This window comes from Streptomyces litmocidini (assembly GCF_014649755.1).
GTDB classification, from domain to species: Bacteria; Actinomycetota; Actinomycetes; order Streptomycetales; family Streptomycetaceae; genus Streptomyces; species Streptomyces litmocidini.
Map to the genome: position 1 here is coordinate 31,000 of NZ_BMTQ01000011.1, position 16,545 is coordinate 47,544.

General features: G+C 72.2%; 11 protein-coding genes. 1 reads left to right on the plus strand and 10 read right to left on the minus strand.

Going from position 1 to position 16,545, the window contains the following annotated elements:
- Window positions 1–64: 64 nt before the first annotated feature.
- Window positions 65–1,330: an ATP-grasp domain-containing protein gene (locus tag IE180_RS22840; protein ID WP_190158807.1), complete on the minus strand. Its 1,266-nt coding sequence runs from the start codon at window positions 1,328–1,330 to the stop codon at window positions 65–67.
- Between the two features lie 532 nt (window positions 1,331–1,862).
- Here IE180_RS22840 and IE180_RS22845 point away from each other — a divergent pair.
- A complete protein-coding gene (locus IE180_RS22845; RefSeq protein WP_229860772.1) occupies window positions 1,863–2,705 on the plus strand; it encodes a 2-hydroxyacid dehydrogenase in 843 nt (280 codons plus the stop codon).
- A gap of 48 nt (window positions 2,706–2,753) precedes the next feature.
- On the opposite strand, the gene IE180_RS22850 is transcribed toward IE180_RS22845, so the two are convergent.
- The 9 genes from IE180_RS22850 to IE180_RS22890 form a co-directional block, all read right to left on the minus strand.
- The gene (locus IE180_RS22850; protein ID WP_229860773.1) at window positions 2,754–3,317 is read right to left on the minus strand and encodes a hypothetical protein; all 564 of its coding nucleotides are present in this window, start codon (window positions 3,315–3,317) and stop codon (window positions 2,754–2,756) included.
- Between the two features lie 135 nt (window positions 3,318–3,452).
- Window positions 3,453–4,721 carry an MFS transporter gene (locus tag IE180_RS22855; RefSeq protein WP_268255486.1) on the minus strand — a complete coding sequence of 423 codons (1,269 nt, stop codon included), beginning with the start codon at window positions 4,719–4,721 and terminating at the stop codon, window positions 3,453–3,455.
- 70 nt (window positions 4,722–4,791) lie between these two features.
- Entirely contained in the window at window positions 4,792–5,325 is a 534-nt protein-coding gene (cpt, locus tag IE180_RS22860) for a chloramphenicol phosphotransferase CPT (RefSeq protein WP_190158810.1), read from the minus strand.
- Window positions 5,322–6,173 (minus strand): TauD/TfdA dioxygenase family protein, encoded by an 852-nt coding sequence (locus tag IE180_RS22865; RefSeq protein WP_190158811.1) that lies wholly within the window; start codon window positions 6,171–6,173, stop codon window positions 5,322–5,324. Before IE180_RS22865 ends, cpt begins: the two co-directional genes overlap by 4 nt.
- A complete protein-coding gene (locus IE180_RS22870; RefSeq protein WP_190158812.1) occupies window positions 6,173–7,444 on the minus strand; it encodes an ATP-grasp domain-containing protein in 1,272 nt (423 codons plus the stop codon). Before IE180_RS22870 ends, IE180_RS22865 begins: the two co-directional genes overlap by 1 nt.
- Window positions 7,441–9,045 (minus strand): MBL fold metallo-hydrolase, encoded by a 1,605-nt coding sequence (locus tag IE180_RS22875; protein WP_190158813.1) that lies wholly within the window; start codon window positions 9,043–9,045, stop codon window positions 7,441–7,443. Before IE180_RS22875 ends, IE180_RS22870 begins: the two co-directional genes overlap by 4 nt.
- 1 nt (window position 9,046) lies before the next feature.
- Complete coding sequence (locus IE180_RS22880; RefSeq protein WP_190158814.1) at window positions 9,047–10,039, minus strand: class I SAM-dependent methyltransferase; 993 nt, start codon at window positions 10,037–10,039, stop codon at window positions 9,047–9,049.
- Window positions 10,040–10,060: 21 nt separating this feature from the next.
- Window positions 10,061–12,775 carry an AMP-binding protein gene (locus IE180_RS22885; protein WP_190158815.1) on the minus strand — a complete coding sequence of 905 codons (2,715 nt, stop codon included), beginning with the start codon at window positions 12,773–12,775 and terminating at the stop codon, window positions 10,061–10,063.
- A gap of 143 nt (window positions 12,776–12,918) precedes the next feature.
- Window positions 12,919–16,029, minus strand: a complete 3,111-nt coding sequence (locus IE180_RS22890) for a non-ribosomal peptide synthetase (RefSeq protein WP_190158816.1) — start codon at window positions 16,027–16,029, stop codon at window positions 12,919–12,921.
- Window positions 16,030–16,545: the final 516 nt, after the last annotated feature.

Genomic DNA, 16,545 nt, shown 5'->3' on the forward strand with positions numbered 1-16,545 from the left:
GGGTCCTGTTCTCGTCGCCGGATCCGGCGGATCGGTCGCTCTGCTGCGGGTCGGACCACCGGGGTCAGTCGGTCAGGGCGTCGGCGCGGAGCTCCACCAGGCGCTCGGGTTCCCGGAGGTCCTCCTGGACCTGGGCCATGTCGTCCCCCACGGCGACGACATGGCCGTAGCGGGTGAGGAACGCGGCGGGCGGCAGGTCGAGTTCGTCCCCGGGCTCGGCGGTGATGCCGGTCTCGTGGATCGTCGGTCCGAACCGGTCCTCGTGGACGACGACCGCCACGGTGCGGCAGTGCCCCTCGGGCAGCAGGAACCTGACGGCCGCGGCCTTGTGGTGGACCGGAGTGAGGTCGGTCCTGCGGCCGGCCGCGGCGTGCGCCGCCGCGACCGTGGGGTCGACGCCCGTGGCCAGCAGGCCGAGGTAGGGGATGAGGTCTCCGCCGAGCCGGGCGTTGACCTCCACCAGGCGCGGGCCGGCGGGGGTCAGCTTGAACTCGGAGTGGGTGGCGCCGTGGACGAAGCCGAGGGCGCGGTGGATGTCGCGGAGCTGGCCGAGCAGTTCCTCGTCCGCGAAGAGCGGGTCGCGCGCGTCGACGTCGTGGCCCGTCTCCTCGAAGTACGGTTCGAGGCCGAGCCGCTTGCGGGCGATGACGGTCGGGGTGACCTCGCCGTCGTGGATGACGGCGTCGACGCTGATCTCCGGACCGGTCAGGAACTCCTCGACCAGCACGTTCGCCGGGTAGCGCGGCAGGTTCATGAAGTCGGCGCCGTCGGCGGCGGCGAAGGCGGCGGCGACGTCCGCGGGGCCGTCCGCGCGGACGACGCCGAAACTGGCGGCCATGGCACGCGCCTTGACGATGACCGGGTAGCCGATCTTCTCCGCCGCGGCGAGGGCCTCCTCGGCGCTGGTGACGGTGTGGGAGGCGGGCTGGGGGACGCCGGCGGCGGCGAGGGCGGCACGGGTGGCCGCCTTGTCGCGGCAGCTGACGATGGTCTCGGGCGGGCTGCCCGGCAGACCGAGGTCCTGCGCGAGCCGCGCGCAGAACACGACCTGCGTCTCGTCGTAGGTGAAGACGCCCACGACCGGCAGGGACGCGGTGACGGCCAGAGCCGCCTCGCGCACGGAGTCCGCGTTCCGGGTGTCGACGCGGGTGGCGCCCAGGCAGTACCGCAGCTGCCACGTCGCCTCGGAGGAGTCCAGGAGCCACAGCCGGTAGTGCTTCGAGACCGCGGCCAGGATGTACTCGCGGTAGGGGCGGTACCCGCTGCCGACGAGCAGCAGGACCGGCGCCTCCGCGTCGGTGTCCGGGGTGTGAACGGCCGGGTCGGTCATGACGGTTCCTTCGGTCTGTACGGAGACGGGCTGTGCGCGCGGAGACGAGCCGCGCGCGGGCCCGCCGTGCGGCCGGACGCCCCTGCGGCGCATGCCGGACGCTGCGGTGAACGAGGGGTCCGGTCGGCTTCGGGAGGAAAATCCGCGCCGTTCGCGGATTCATCCGCTGGGCCGGAGGATCGGAGGGCGAATAACGCAACCGGACAAGATTTCCACCGGGCTTGATTCTTACTGTCGCCCTGAACCCGTGTCAACGGTTCACCGGGCCGCCGGAATTCCCGGGCATCATTATCGCCCCGCCGTCCGAAACCGCCGGATCTGCACGGACATTCACGGATGCGGCACTATTCCACGACGTGGTCCCACGCGTAGCGGGGGCGCTAATGTACGCCCCATGGATCTTCTTGCGCAGAACAATCCGGAGAACTCCCGGAATACCTCATTCCCCTTTGCGGAAAAGATCACCGTATGGCTGCCGACTCCGGAATCCGAGGCCCTCATGGGCGGGCTCCCGGAGGGATTCCGGGCCGATGTGTGGACCGGGGGGGCCGAACTCCCGGCATCGGCGGACACCGTGGAGGTGATCGTCCCGCCCTACGGCGTCGGCGCCGCCCTCCTGTCCCGGCTCGCCGAGCTGCCCCGGCTGCGGCTCGTGCAGCTGGAGTCCGCCGGCGTGGAGTGGATCAGGCCGTACGTGCCGGAAGGCGTCGTCCTGTGCAACGCCAAGGGCGCGTACGACCGGGCGGTCGTCGAGTGGGTCACCGGTGTCGTCCTCTCCCATCTGCTGCGGCTGCCCCGTTTCGAACAGGCCCGCCGCGAGGAGCGCTGGGACTACACGCACACCGACACCCTCGAGGGCAAGCGCGTGCTGCTCGTCGGGTACGGGTCCCTCGGCACGGCCCTGGCTCCGGTCCTGACCGGATTCGGCGCCGAGGTCACGGCCGTGGCCCGCCGGGCGCGCGAGGGCGTGCACGGCGTGGACGAGCTGCCCGGGCTGCTGCCCGGGGCGGACATCGTGGTCCTCCTGCTGCCGTTGACCGAGGCCACCACCGGCCTGGTGGACGCCGCGTTCCTGGGCCGGATGCGGGACGGCACCCTGCTGGTGAACGCCGGCCGCGGCCGCCTCGTCGACACCGACGCGCTGGTCGCCGAGCTGTGCAGCGGCCGGCTGTCCGCGGCGCTCGACGTGACCGCCCCGGAGCCGCTGCCGGCCGGACATCCCCTGTGGTCCGCCCCCGGGCTCATCCTGACGCCGCACACCGCCGGGTCGAACACCTCGCCCCCGGCGAGGGCCATGGCCCTCGCCAAGGCCCAGCTGGCGCGCTACGCCGCCGGCGAGCCGCTCGTCAACGTGATCGGAGAGGCGGGCTACTGACCGGCCGCGGGTGCCGGCCCCCCGGGCGGGGACCGGCACCCGCGCGGCTCACAGCCAGCCGGAGCGGACCAGCGCCTGGAGCTGCCCCTCGACGGGGGCGGGCGGCTCGCCCTCCGGCCGGTTCCCGAGCTCGCCCGCACGGACCCGGTCGAGGAGCCTGCGGGTCGCGTCCACGATCTCGGGCGCCGCCCTGCGGAGCTCCGCGGCATCGGCCGGACCGGCCGTGTCGGCGGGGAAGCCGGCCGTCTTCAGCAGACCGTCGAGGTCGGCGAGCCGGTCCCCCAGCCAGCCCATCGGGTCCGCGGACAGCTCGCGGACGAAGACCCGGTCGCCCGGGTCCCAGCCCGTGAACACCGGGTGGTGGTGGGTCCGGTCGAAGCTCCCGGGCCTGCCGTCGACCGACTCCAGGAAGTCGGCGCGCCACACCGGCCGGTCCACGGCGATCGGGTAGGCGGCGTAGACGGAGTCCACGAGCGTGCCCTGCTCGACCAGTCTCAGCTCCAGGCGGACCCCGTGCTCGGGGCTCTCCTGTCCCTTGATCGGCTCGGGGTCGACGAAGTACAGGTCCCCCACCACGATGCCGACCTTGTCGAAGGCGAACATGTAGAGCATTCGGATTCCTCTCGCAGCGTGCGGTTGAGACGGTGGCGCGGCACGACGGCCGCACCGCGCTTCGGGCCCGCGCGGCCCGGCCCGCCGGTGCCCGCCCGGCGGACCGGGGCCCGGGCCGCGTCCGGAAGGTCCTGCCTAGGCCGTCTTCTCCGGTTCGGTTCCCCGGGACGCCCGGACGCTCCGTACGCCCGCCCAGAGCAGGACCGCCAGGACCGAGGTGACCAGGGCCGGGGCGAACCTCAGCGCCTGCTCCGGCAGCGTCACGGACCAGCCGAGCAGCACCGAGGACAGGGCGGCGCCGCCCAGGATGAAGGCCCGCATCACCGCGTTGACCCGGCCGGACAGCTCCTCGGGTATCGCACGGAAGCGGTACTCGTTCGTGGTGACGTTCATGCCCCCCTCGCCGGCCATGAGGCCGCAGAAGCCGAGGACCACCACGGCCTCCCAGGGGGCCAGGAGCGCGGCGGAGGCGACGGCGCACACCAGGAACCAGAGCCGGATGCGCCGCTCCGCCGGGGCGTCCTGCCAGAGCCTGCCGCCCAGCCAGGACCCGAGGGCGCTGCCTGCGGCCCCGGTGGCGAGGACCGCGCCCGCCCAGCCGCTGGACCAGCCCCAGGTGCCGGCGGCGAGGACCAGGATGACGGTCGGCACGGCGCCCGCGCCGAGGTTGTAGACCGAGAGCACCAGGGTGAGCCGCGGCACGCCCCGGATCTTCCGGAAGCTGCGGAAGCCCTCGACCTGCATGCGCAGGAACCCGCGCTCGACGACCGGCTTCTCACCGCGCGGCAGGACGGCCGCGACCACCGCGGTGACCAGGAAGGTCGCGGCGTCGATCCACAGCGCCCCGTACCCGCCGACCCCGGCGAGCACGAGGCCGGCGACGGCGGGCCCGGCCGTGCGGGCCAGTTCCGTGGCGGCGCCGAACCTGCTGTACGCCTCGGTGAGCCGGTCCTGTGGCGCGAGCATGGGCAGCAGGCTGAAGTCGCTGGTCAGGTTGGAGGTCACGGTGCCGCAGCCGGCGACCAGCAGGACCACGAGGACGAGTTCGACCTGGTCCGCCATGAGCAGGAACGGGGTCAGGGCGACGAGCACGCCCTGCACCAGTTCGGAGACCATGAAGACCATGCGGCGTTCGTAGCCGTCGATCAGGGTGCCCAGCAGGGGCGACGCGACGAACGGCAGGTACTGCACGCCGAGGCTGAGCGCGGCCATCAGGGGGGACCCCGTGCTGGCCAGGATGGTCCACGGCATCGCCAGGTGCAGGAAGGTGTTGCCCATTTCGGAGACCGACGCCGCGGAAGTCAGCAGCCAGAATTTGCTCCACGTCTCCTGCGCGGGCGGCCGCCCCGGCGGGCGCGACACGGCCGGGGCCGCGCCTGACCCGTCAGTTTCCGCACTGTCCATGCTCTGTCTCCTCGTTCCGTCCGTTGCAGCGGTGAGCACGCCCGCGTGCGCGGGCGTGCTCACCGGGGGGTCAACTCACGTGGGCGGCGATGGCCCGGGCACAGTCCAGGGACTCGGTGCGGCTGGTGTCGACCTCGACGTCGTAGACGACGCCCTTGTGGACGATCTCCGCCTGCGAGACGGCCATGCCGATGACCCGGTCGCCGCGGGCGATCTCGCGGCCGGCCGCGATCTCGGGGTCGCAGTGCACGCCGACCCAGAGCACCTCGAGGCCCTCCAGGTGGGCGCGCAGGCGGTCCTGGGAGGCCGCCCCGCTGAGGAAGACGTCGTCGATGATGACCCGGGCCCCGGCGCGCGCCATGGCCGCGACGCCCTTCGTCCAGGCCTCCTCCATCTCGCGGAAGCCGTCGCCGAGGACGACCTCGCCCTGCTGCCCGAACTCGACGCCGGAGCCGGACTCGATCAGGGACGGCGGCAGCCGGTCGATCAGGTCGTCGACGCCGAGGTTGATCCACGGGTGGGGGAGGATCGCCTTCAGGCAGCGGGTGATCCCGGTCTTGCCGGAGCTGGATCCGCCGTTCAGGACGATGACTTGAGTACTCACTTGATCGGCTCGCCTTCGAGAGTGATGCGTTCCATTTTGCGGGCGTGCGGCCAGTAGTCGGAGACGGCGTAATGCTGGCTGGCCAGGTTGTCCCAGATCGCCACGTCGCCTTCCTCCCACCGGAAACGGCACTGGAATTCCGGACGCCACGCCAAGAGGTGCACCATATCCAGAATCCGCTTGCTCTCCGCCTCGTCGAGTCCTTCGATGCGGACGCCCGAAACCTTGTTGGAGAAGAGGGACTTCTCTCCGGTGAAGGGGTGCGTGAGGACCAGCGGGTGGGACTGCGCGGGGTACTTCTCCCGCATGCGGCTCAGCGCCTCGTCGTTTCCGTCGAAAGCGGGGAAGTAGATCTGCATCCAGTCGTGGACGACGCGCAGGCCCTCCAGCTCCTCCTTGACCTCGTCGCTGAGCGAGGCGTACGCCGCCGCCATGTTGGCCCAGCAGGTGTCGCCGCCGCGCGGCGGGATCTGCACGGCGCGGAGGATCGAGCCGAAGGTCGGGACCTCGCGCCAGTTGAGGTCGCTGTGCCAGGCGTTGAGGTTCCCGGTGTGCTTCTCGTCGTGGTAGATGCCGGTGATCTCCGGGTACTCGTGGTACGGCTGGAACGGCGAGATGCCGTGCACCACGGGCTCGTCCTCGGAGATGAACGGGTGCACCTCGGTCCTGCCGAGCCGCTTCGCGACCTGCATGAAGGTGTGCCGGTCGAGGTGCTGGCTCTTGAAGAACACCACCTTGTGCTGCAGCAGCAGCTCGGTGACGAAGTCGCGGAGCCCCGGGTCCGCCGGGTCGAGACGGTAGTCGTCGACCACCACTCCGATGTGCGTGCCGAGCTTCGTGCGGGCCACTAGTCCCCTGCCTTCGTTTCGAGTGTGTACGTGTTGATGATCCGCGTCATGTCCCGCTCCACCGCGAGCGCGGATTCCCCGCTGACCAGGAACCCTCCGGAGGTGGCCCAGATCATTCCCCCGGCGTCGAGGACGTCGCCCACCGACGGGGTCCTGACGCCCACGACGGAACCGGGAAGTTCGTCAAGTCCGCCGATGGCGACGACCCGGACGGCCCCGCTGACGGCCGGCATGTACAACCAGCCGGAGGCCCCCACCTCCCGGTGGTCCAGCATGGTCGCGGGCGTGGCCAGTTCGGACGGCCGGCCCAGGCAGGCCAGGACCGCCTCGCGGGCCAGGTCGACGCCGTAGACCTCGCGCTGGTGCCAGCTGATGCCGGCCCCGCCGAAGCGGTTTCCGATCTCCAGGAAGACCAGCTCGTCGTCGGGCGTGTGGAACAGCTCCAGGTGGAACGTGCTGTCCGTGAGCCCGAGGGCCGACAGCACGGTCTCCGTGAACGCCCGCATCCTGGAGACGAGTTCGGGCCGGTCGGGAGTCACCGCCGCCAGGGGGGCGGTGCCGTGCTGGAAGTCGAAGCAGGTGTCGAGGTAGCGGGAGGCGCAGAACCAGCGCGTCTCCCCGTCCCGGACGACACCGTCGATGTGGTGGATGGAGCCGTCCACGAACTCCTCGGCCTCGTACCCCTCCTCGATGCCGCCGGCCTCGGCCAGCGCGAGGAGTTCCGCGGCGCCGTCCAGGATGCGCACGCCGATGCTCGCGCCCTGGCTCCGCGGTTTGAGCACGATCCGGCCGGGGATCCCCGCGGCGAACTCGGCGAGTTCGGCGCGACCGGTGTCCGGGCCCACGGCGAGGAACCTCGGTGTCCGGATGCCGGTGCCCGCCAGGGCCTCCTTCATCGGCACCTTGTCACGGCACAGGAGCGCGGTCTTCGCGTTCGTGCCCGGCACCCCGAAGTGCTCGCGCAGCCGGGCCGCGGGCAGGGTGGTGTGCTCGTAGAGGCCGACGATCGCCGCGGGCGGGCCGAACTCGGCGGCCAGTTCCCCGACGAGCTCGCGCATGCGGTCCACGGCCCGGTCGTACGTGTCCAGGTCGTCCGAGTCGGGCAGGTCGAGGACCGCGATGCGGGCGAACCTCGACGCCAGGTCGGCGGGCAGCCGTGCGGCGCTCGCCCTGGGCATCACGGCGGTCACGTGGTCGGCGTCGAAGTCCACGGTGTGCGCCTCGGAGGCGTGGAACCCGATGTGGACGACGTGCTGCTTGTCGGTGTTCACGGGCGCACCGCCACGGTCTCGTGCAGGAACAGCCGCTTCGCGACGCCGCCCCGCTCCTCGACGTACGCGACCAGCTTGTCGCTGTCGATCATCGCCGGGTGCGTCTCGTCGTACTCGACGCACATCACCGCGCCGAGCCAGGGTTCCTGGCCCATCGCGTACACGTAGACGGAATCGGCGCCGAGCGCGTCGACGATGGCCGCCGCCTGCTCGAAGTTGCTGCCCTTGAGGCGCCGGCCCGCGTCGATCCGGCGCTCCAGCTTCTCCGGGAAGAGCGGACCGTAGAGCCAGCTGACCGCCGCGCCCACGCTCTCCATCCCGATGAACACCGTGTGCACCTGGCCCAGCGCGGCCGTCACCTGCGGGTACAGCTCCGGCGAGACGTTGGTGGAGTCCGCGGCGAACAACACCCGGGTGCCGTCCAGGTCCAGCATCCAGCCGCACTTGGTGCGGATCCGGATGTCGCCGTGCTCCCCGAGGAACGGCACCGCGGTGATGGTGCCGCCGGGGGTGTCGAGCGCGTCCAGGTCGTCGAGCTCGACGACGTCCCGGAAGCCGAGCCGCGTCAGCACCCGCTTGAGGTCGGGGTCGACGAGGCTGGAGTTCGCGGACTTGGCGATGACGACGCGTCCGACCCGGTGGCGGATCTTGATCAGCGTCTCCAGGAGCATGTGGTCCTGGTGGTTGTGCGTGATCATCACGTAGTCGATGCGCTCGGGCAGGTCGTCGAAGGTGAACCTGCCGTCGCTCTCGGTCGGGTAGCCGCTGTAGCTGATCACGGGGTCGACCAGGAACGTGGTGCCCCGGTGGCGGACGAACACACAGGCGTGGCCCACGTACTCGATGACGTCCTCGCCGGGGTCCGCCGGTCCCGGGGCCTCCGTGGGCTCCGGGTCCTCCGCGAAGAAGCGCCGGAAGGCGGCGGCGCGCTCCCCGTCGAGGCCGAGGTCGGCGGTCACCCGGTCCAGCTCCTGCGCGGTGAGTCCGCCGCGGAAGACCGTGTCGAGGAGTTCCGATCCCAGCGGCACCGTGACCAGCACCTGGTCGGGCGTGTGGGCGAGGACCGGGGTGGTCAGGGCGAACTGGCGCGCGTCCTGGTGGACCTCGGAGAACCTGACCTGCTGGAGGCCGGGGTCGTAGTACGGGGACTCGTAGAGGAAGGGCTCGATGAACCGGTAGTCCGGCGTGCGGTTGTCCCGGTTGTAGAACAGCTCCACACGGCCGGCCAGCGGCTCGGGCAGCTGCCGGTACACCTGGTCGAGGGACGCGCCGGTCTGGGCCGGCAGGATCTCCCGCTCCAGCTCGTCGATGGCGTCGGCGAGCTCGAGCAGCGGGGCGTACCGTTCGCGCGCGGTGTCGTACCACTCCCGGATCCGGTCGTACGAGCCGTCCTGCTCGTACACGAACGGGCCGCCGAGGAAGCGGGCGTTCCGCAGCGCCGTGCGGTGGGTCTCCGGGTCGGCGAGGTAGGACTCGACGATGTTCCGGTAGTGGTTCTTGAGGTACTTCGCCAGCGTCTGCGGAGGGATCAGGTACGACCAGGCGTACCACCCGGCGACGGCCGGCTCCGCGATGACGTTCTTCTTGAGGGACAGGGTCACGTCAGGCTCCGTGTTCGCACACGTAGTACTGGAAGAGGAAGTCGTCCTGGCGCGCGACGGCCTGCCGGACGCGCAGCCCGGCGCTCTCCAGGTCCACGGTGTCGAGCAGGACGGGGCTGTGGCCGAGCAGGACCATGACGCCGCCCGGGCGCAGCGTCTCGACGAGTCCCGGCAGGATGGACCGGGCCTGGGCGGTGGAGACGACCTCGGAGTTGAGGAACCGGCTGAACAGGATGTCGACGCTGCCGGGCTCGACGGCGGGGGTCGCCGCGTCGCCGCAGACCACCTTCTCCAGGCGGGAGGCGGCGAAGTCGGTCATCTGCCTGCTCAGGTCCTGGCCCACCGTGCGGATCCGGGCCGGGTCCGCGGCGGCGAACTCGGACAGGAACTGGCCCGTCGAGCAGGCCGGGTCGTACGCGAGGACATCGCCCTCGGCGGCGTCGAGCCACGGGCCGAACCGCTCCCGGGTGTAGCGCCGGATGTGGTCCTCGCCGAGGCCGAGGAAGGCGGCGCGCTCCTCGGTGACCAGCCAGCCGTCGGGCGGGCTGGTCTTCTCCCGGCCCGGATCGCGCTGCTTGGCGAAGGGGTGGACGATCTCGGTCATCGGGGTGATCGCCTCGAAGGCGGCACGGCGGCCGGCCTCGTCCAACGGTTCGAACACGATCCGGGCGTCGGCGTCGGAGGTGCGTACGGACGTCACCGTACCGACCACGTTGTACCAGTACACGCGGCTGCAGAAGACGCCCGGCATGCCCCGGTCGAGCACGTAGTCGGAGATGGTCTTGCAGCCGGCGTACCAGCGGTCGTCGGTCCGGAAGAGGAACAGCCGCTCGGGGCAGTCGGTCAGCCGCTCGCGCAACTCGTGGCCGCCGGGTCGCCGCCAGCGGGTGAAATCGCCCCGCCGGAGCTCCTCGCGCATGCTGATCTCGCCGTCGACGAACGCCGTGTCGAGGGGAGCACCCGGGTCCCAGCGCTGCTCGGGGGCCGTGGTCACGGCAACATCGGAATTCATGCGTCAGATCTCCAAGGTCTTGGTGAGTTCCCGGATGATCGGCCGGCACGTGGCGTGCACCGGTCCGGTCCAGCCCGGCTCGTCGAGCCAGAGCCGGAGTGCGGCCAGCACGCGGGTGTCCGCGGTGCCCGCCTCTGTCACGGTCGTGAGCCACTCCTGCGGTTCGACCAGGCGCACGTCTCCGAGCTCCGCGCGCAGTTCGTCGATGTCGTAGGTGCGCTGCAGCAGGACGGAGCGCCGCTCCGACGCCCGTCCGGCGGCCGCGGCCAGCAGCGAGTCGGCGACGTCGGCGACGTGGCAGACCGGCACCAGACCGGTCAGCCGCGGCATGACGCCCTGCTCCTTGGAGATCCGCAGCAGGTTCGCGAAGACGTCGTCGTCGAGGAAGGCCGCGTCGCCCGCCGTGTGGCCGTACACCAGTCCGGTGCGGACGAGGTCGACCCGGCAGCCGTCGCCGTCCAGCGCCTCGACGTAGCTCTCGGCCACGAACTTCGACTGGGAGTACGGGTCGCCGACGGCTTCGAGGGCTTCCTCGGTCAGCGGCACGAACTCCTGGCCCACGGAGGCGGCGGAGACGAACACGAAGCGGTGCGCGCCGCGCGCGGCCGCCGCCCGGACCAGGGCCCGGGTCGTGGCGATGCTGTCCTTGACCTGGCGTTCCAGCGGCAGCACGTGGTTCACGTGGTATCCGCAGTGCACGACGGCGCCCCAGCCGCCGGTGTCGCCCGCGGGCGCCTCCAGTTCGGCGTAGGTCAGGAACCGCACGTCCGCGAAGTCGGCCGGCCGCCGTCCGAAGCGCGCGCAGTGGCGCTCGACGATCCGCCGGGGGTTGCTGGTGGTGACGACGGTCAGGGGACGGCCGGTGCCGAGCAGTCTGTCGAGGACGTGCCCGCCGATGAATCCGCCGGCTCCGGTGACGGTCACGGCCCGCGGGTCGCCGGCCGCTTCCCGCCGCAGGGCCGCGAGCGTGGCGGGCAGTTCGGCCAGTTCGGCCGAGACCGCGCGGAGGACGGAGGGCACGGGGGAGGCCGCGGCCCGCGGGCTCTCGCCCACGGCGGCGACGAACCCCTCGACCGTGAAGTCGTAGTTGAGCAGGTCGAAGGCCTTGCGGACCTCCTCCTCCCCGTAGATCTGGGCGAGCTTGACCTGGAGCTGCACCAGTCCGAAGGAGTCGCCGCCCGCGTCGAAGAAGGACAGGTCGGGGGCGATCGGCGTGCCGAGGACCTCCTCGACCAGGGCGCTCACGACGTCCTGGCCGGCTTCCTCGCCGGCGCCGGGGCGGCCCCCGGTGCCCCCGCTCCCGACGAGGGCGCGCAGGGCGTCCTTGTCGGCCTTGCCGGTGTGCGTGACCGGGATGTCGGAGACCTCCAGGAGGACGTCGGGCACTTCCCACTTCGGGAGCACTTCGCGCAGCCAGGCCTTGAGTTCCGGCTCCGGCCGGCCCGTCGTGGTGTGGGCGAGGACCAGGGAGCCGTCGTGCGTCAGGACCGCGACGCGCGATCCGAGCAGCGTGGAGAGCCGGCCTTCCAGGTCGGTGAGGGCGATCCGGTGGCCGAGGCGCTTGATCTGGTCGTCGATGCGGCCGAGGTAGAAGACCTCGCCGTCGCGGAGTTCGACCTCGTCGCCGGTGTGGTAGGCGCTGCTGCCGTCGACCGTGGTGAACGGCCCGCCCTCCCGCTCCACGCCTTCGTAGCCCAGGGCGACCCCCTCGCCGACGATGACGAGTTCGCCGCGCCCCGAGGTGGCGTACGTGTTCGCCGCCGGGTCGTGGACGCGCGCCTCGTACCCGTCGATGGGGCGGCCGACGGAAGTGGTGAACCGGCTCGGCTCGGCCACGGAGAAGCACACGGTGCCCTCGGTGGGACCGTAGGCGTTGAGCACCCGGCTGAACCGGGCCGCCGTCCGGAACTCCACCTCGGTCATGGCCTCGCCCGCGAAGACGACCGTGCCGATCGTCTTGCGCGCCTCGTCGTTCAGCCGTGCGTACACCGACGGCGGCACGGTGATCACGTCGCAGCCGTGCTCGGTCAGGTGGGTGCCCACCGTGTTCACCCAGGAGCCGCCGTCCCAGGCGGGGACGACCAGGGTGCCGCCGGCGTACAGGGTCACGAGCACCTCGGCGACGGAGGCGTCGAAGGCGAGCGAGGAGAACTGGAGCACGCGGTCGCCCGGCTCGATGCCGAACAGGCGGGCCTGCGCCCGGCAGAGGGCCTCGATGCCCCGGTGGCCGACGTTCACCAGCTTGGGCAGCCCGCTCGACCCCGAGGTGAAGACCGAGTACGCCGTCTCCCGCACCGGCCAGGAGGCCGGGCTCCCGGCGCCGGCCGCCGGGGAGGCCGCGGCGGCCAGTTCGGCCGCGACGACCACCGGCCGGCCGGTGTCCTTTTCGCACGGGGTCTCGGAGGAACACCAGAGCACCAGGTCGGGCCCGGCCACGCGCAGGGCCTCACGCATGCGTTCCGGGGGGAGTCCGGGATTGAGCGGGGTGTACACCAGTCCGGCGCGCATCACGGCCAGCGTCCAGACGAGCGCCTCCGCGGTGTGCTCGCCGACCAGCGCGACGCGTACGGCCTCTGGGCAGAGGCTGCGCAGCTGCGCGGCGCGGTCCCGGGTGACCCGGTCCAGGTCGGCGTACGACCAGGTCCGCGCACCCGACTCCAGGGCCGGCTTGTCGCCGCGCGCGCCGAGGCGGTGAGCGAGGAGCGTGGAAAGATCCACCGGACTTCCCTTCAGGTTGGCTTGTCGGTTGGGAGGGACCCGCCGCACGGGCGGACAGGTGGGGGCGGGGCTTCCGGCACGCCGGCGCCGGTCGTCGGTGCCGGGCGGGCCGGCCGGCGCGTCGGTACGGGCCGGCCGGTGCCTCAGGGCCGTGCGGCGCCCGCCCGGACGGCCGTCAGGTCGCGCAGGATCTCGACGTACTCGGCCAGCATCCGCTCAGCGGTCGCCAGGTCCATGACATCGGCGCTGTACGGCAGGACCACCACCAGCTCGTCCCCGACCTCGTTGATCTCCACCGTCAGGTCGGCCTTGGCCGTGCCGTTGTCCACGAGCCACGGCACCACGCGGGTCCCGGCGAGGGCGGCGCGGGGGCGCAGCGGCCCCTGGTAGGCCAGGACCACCTGGACGAGGGGCTGGCCCGACGCGCCGGGCCGGGCGCCCACCGCCCGCACGACGTCGTTGAACGCGACGTACTGGTGCTCCAGACCCTCCTGGATCCGCTCGTCCACGGTGCCGAGCAGCGGGAGCGGGTCGGAGGAACCGTCGAGGGTCACGCGCATCACCACGGTGTTGGTGAAGAAGCCGATGACGTCCTCGGCCTCCTGGCTCGGGCGGCCCGAGAAGGGAGAGCCGATGAGGACGTCCCGCTGCCCGGTGCGCCGCGACACCAGGACGGCGAGCGCCAGGAGGCACACCGCGTACGGGGTGGTGCCCGCCTCCTTGGCCAACCGCTCCACGGCCGTGCGCAGTTCGGCTCCCGTCCCGCGGTTCACCCGGCCGCCGAGGTGGCTGAACGAGGCGGGCCGGGCCGCCGCGGTCGGGAGGTTCGTCTCGGTGGGGGCGCCGTCGAGCACGGAACGCCAGTGGTCGAGGCCCGCCACGAGCGCGGGGTGCCCGGCCGTGGCGCGCTGCCACAGGGCGTGGTCGCTGGGACGGAGGGCGTTCTCGGGCCGGGGGGCCGGTTCCCGTCCGGCCCGGCGCGCCGCGTAGCACTCCGCCAGGTCGAGGTCGAGCACGTCCTGCGAGAGGCCGTCGGCGACCGTGTGGTGGGTGACGAGGACGAGGACCCGCTCCTCGGCCGCCACGCCGAGCAGGACCGCCCGGAGCAGCGGTGCCCGCTCCAGATCGAAGGGGACGGCGCCGAGTTCCGCGACGCGCCGGGCGGAGGCCGCGAGGGGGTCGGCCGCCCCGGCCAGGTCCTCCTCGGCCAGCTCCACCGTGACGCGCGGGGCGACGTCGACGCGGAGGTCGGCACCGTCCAGGTGCAGGCTGCTGCGGAAGGCCTCGTGCCGGTCCGCCAGGTCCTGCACGGCGCGCCGCAGGGCGGGCAGGTCCACGGGCCCGGTGATGTGGAGCGCGGACGTCTCGTTGTAGGCGACGGACGCGGCCCGCTTCATCCGGGCCTGGGTCCACAGCCGCCGCTGGTGCAGGGAGGCGGGGTGCGACGCGCCGGCGGCGGTGCGGGTGAGCGGGGGCAGGGCACTGCGCCCGGTGTCGCCGTCGGCCAGGAGGCGGGCGAGCTCCGCCAGGGTGGCGGTGCCGAGGAGTTCCCGGACGGTCAGCGGGACGCCGAAGTGCTCGCGGATCCGGTTCTGCACCCTGATGGCCTGGAGCGAGGTGCCTCCGAGGGCGCGGAAGCCGTCGTCGGTGCCGACCCCCTCCACCCCCAGGACGTCCTCCCAGATGCGGGCCAGGTCGGCCTCCGGCCCGGGGCGCGGGGCCGATCGGGCGGTGCGGGAGCCCGCCCCCCGGGAGCGGTGCGCCCGCAGCGCGGCCAGGTCCACCTTGCCGTGCTGGTTGAGCGGGAGGCGCTCCAGGGGCACGAGGAACGACGGGACCATGACGGGCGGCAGCTCTTCGGCCAGCCGGTCGGCCAGCTCCTTCTCGACTCCGGGGGTGCCGACGACGAAGCCGACGAGCCTGGCGTCCGGACCCTCCCCCTGGACGACGACCGCGCAGGAGTGCACGCCCGGGTGGGCGGCCATCACCGCTTCGATCTCGCCGCGTTCGACGCGCTGGCCGCGGACGTTGAGCTGTCCGTCCACGCGGCCCATGAAGTCGAGGTTGCCGTCGGGCAGGTACCGCACCCGGTCGCCGGTGCGGTAGAGGCGGGAACCGGGCCGGCCGCTGAAGGGGTCCGGCGGGAACTGCCGCTCCGTGAGCTCGGGGAGACCCCAGTAGCCGCGGGCCAGTCCCCGGCCGCCGACGTAGAGTTCACCGGGCTCGCCGTCGGCCACGGGGTTCATCCGCTCGTCGAGGACGTGCAGTTCGCGGCCGGGCAGGGCCTTGCCGATCGGCGGCGCGTCGCCGGGCGGGCGTTCGTCCGAGGCGCTGGCCGCGACGGTCACCTCGGTGGGGCCGTAGAGGTTGATCAGGCGTCGGCCGCTCCCCCAGCGCTCGGCCGTCTGGGGCTGGCATCGCTCTCCGATGTAGGCGAGCGTGTGCAGGGCGGGCAGGGGCGGTTCCTCGGTCAGCTCGGCGAGCAGCGCGGGGGGCAGCATCGCCCCGGTGACGCGGGCGTCCCTGAGGAACTCCACCAGACCGGGACCGGCCGTCTCGGTGCCGGCGGGCGGGATGACCACGGTGCCGCCGGCGGCGAGCACCGCGTAGATGTCGAGCACCTGGGTCTCCCAGGTCAGCGGGTAGAACTGGAGGAACCGGGTGCCGGGCCCCAGGCCCAGGTAGGGCCTGATCATCTCCATGAAGTAGGTCATGGAGTCGTGGGCGTGCATGACGCCCTTGGGGCGGCCGGTGGTTCCGGACGTGTACGTGATGAAGGCGAGTCCGTCGGGATCGCCCACGGGCGGCACCGCGTCCGTCTCCGCCGTCACCGGGGCCGCGTCCGGCCCGTGCGCCGCCGGTGCGCCGGCCAGTTCCTCGGCGACGAGGAGCGGGATGCCGGTCGCGGGCACCGCGTCCCGCATGGTCCGGCTCGCCACCGCCAGGCGCGGGGCGATGTCCTCGATGATCCAGCGCAACCGGGCCTCCGGGTGCGCGGGGTCCAGGGCGACGTAGCTGCCGCCCGCCTTGAGGATGCCCAGCAGCGTCACCACCATGGCGGCGGAGCGCTCCAGGGACACGGCGACGAAGACGCCCGGCGCGACGCCCTGTGCGCGCAGCCTCCGGGCCGCGGCGTCGGACCGGCGCTCCAGTTCGCGGAAGTCGAGGCGTTCGTCGCCGTACTCGACGGCCGGAAGGTCGGGGTTCGACCGAGCGCGCGCGGCTATCAGGCCTTGAATGGTGGACCGGCTCATTTACAGAAATCCACGGTGCGTTTCCCCTGCCCAATGCAATTCGCCCGCCGCGAGGCGTGTGACCTCGGGCGCAACGGAAGGAACGGCGAACGGATACGAATTTCGCCCATTCCAGTGGAACCCGCCGGATCGGAAACATGGAGACGATCCGACGAACGTGTGGAACTCTCCGGATTCGGGCATATGGATGCCCATCGGCGGAGGTCGGGATGAAGAGTCACGGGGGTGCGGAGAACTGCACACACCCGACGCGGAGAACGGGACGGCCCACCCCGAAACGGCCGTCGAACCCGGGCGGGTCGCCTCACGACGTCGCTAAAGAGCGACCGGCCGGGAGGGGGGCCTCAAAGAGGTCTGTCGCCCTGCCGGAAGCTTCCGGAAAATGTCCGAAAGTTCCCTCTGATCAGAAAGGAATGACTTTGGAAATTCTGTGCGGCAGCTGAGAACCCGCCACACTCACCCGGCTCTGACCTCACCGTTTGTCCCCCGTCCACGTCGTGTTCGGCACGCCTCGTG

Excerpts from the sequence above, each read along its gene's own strand:
- IE180_RS22840 (WP_190158807.1), bottom strand. The coding sequence starts at position 1,330 with ATGACCGACCCGGCCGTTCACACCCCGGACACCGACGCGGAGGCGCCG.
- IE180_RS22850 (WP_229860773.1), bottom strand. The coding sequence starts at position 3,317 with ATGCTCTACATGTTCGCCTTCGACAAGGTCGGCATCGTGGTGGGGGAC.
- IE180_RS22890 (WP_190158816.1), bottom strand. The coding sequence starts at position 16,029 with ATGAGCCGGTCCACCATTCAAGGCCTGATAGCCGCGCGCGCTCGGTCG.
- IE180_RS22855 (WP_268255486.1), bottom strand. The coding sequence starts at position 4,721 with ATGGACAGTGCGGAAACTGACGGGTCAGGCGCGGCCCCGGCCGTGTCG.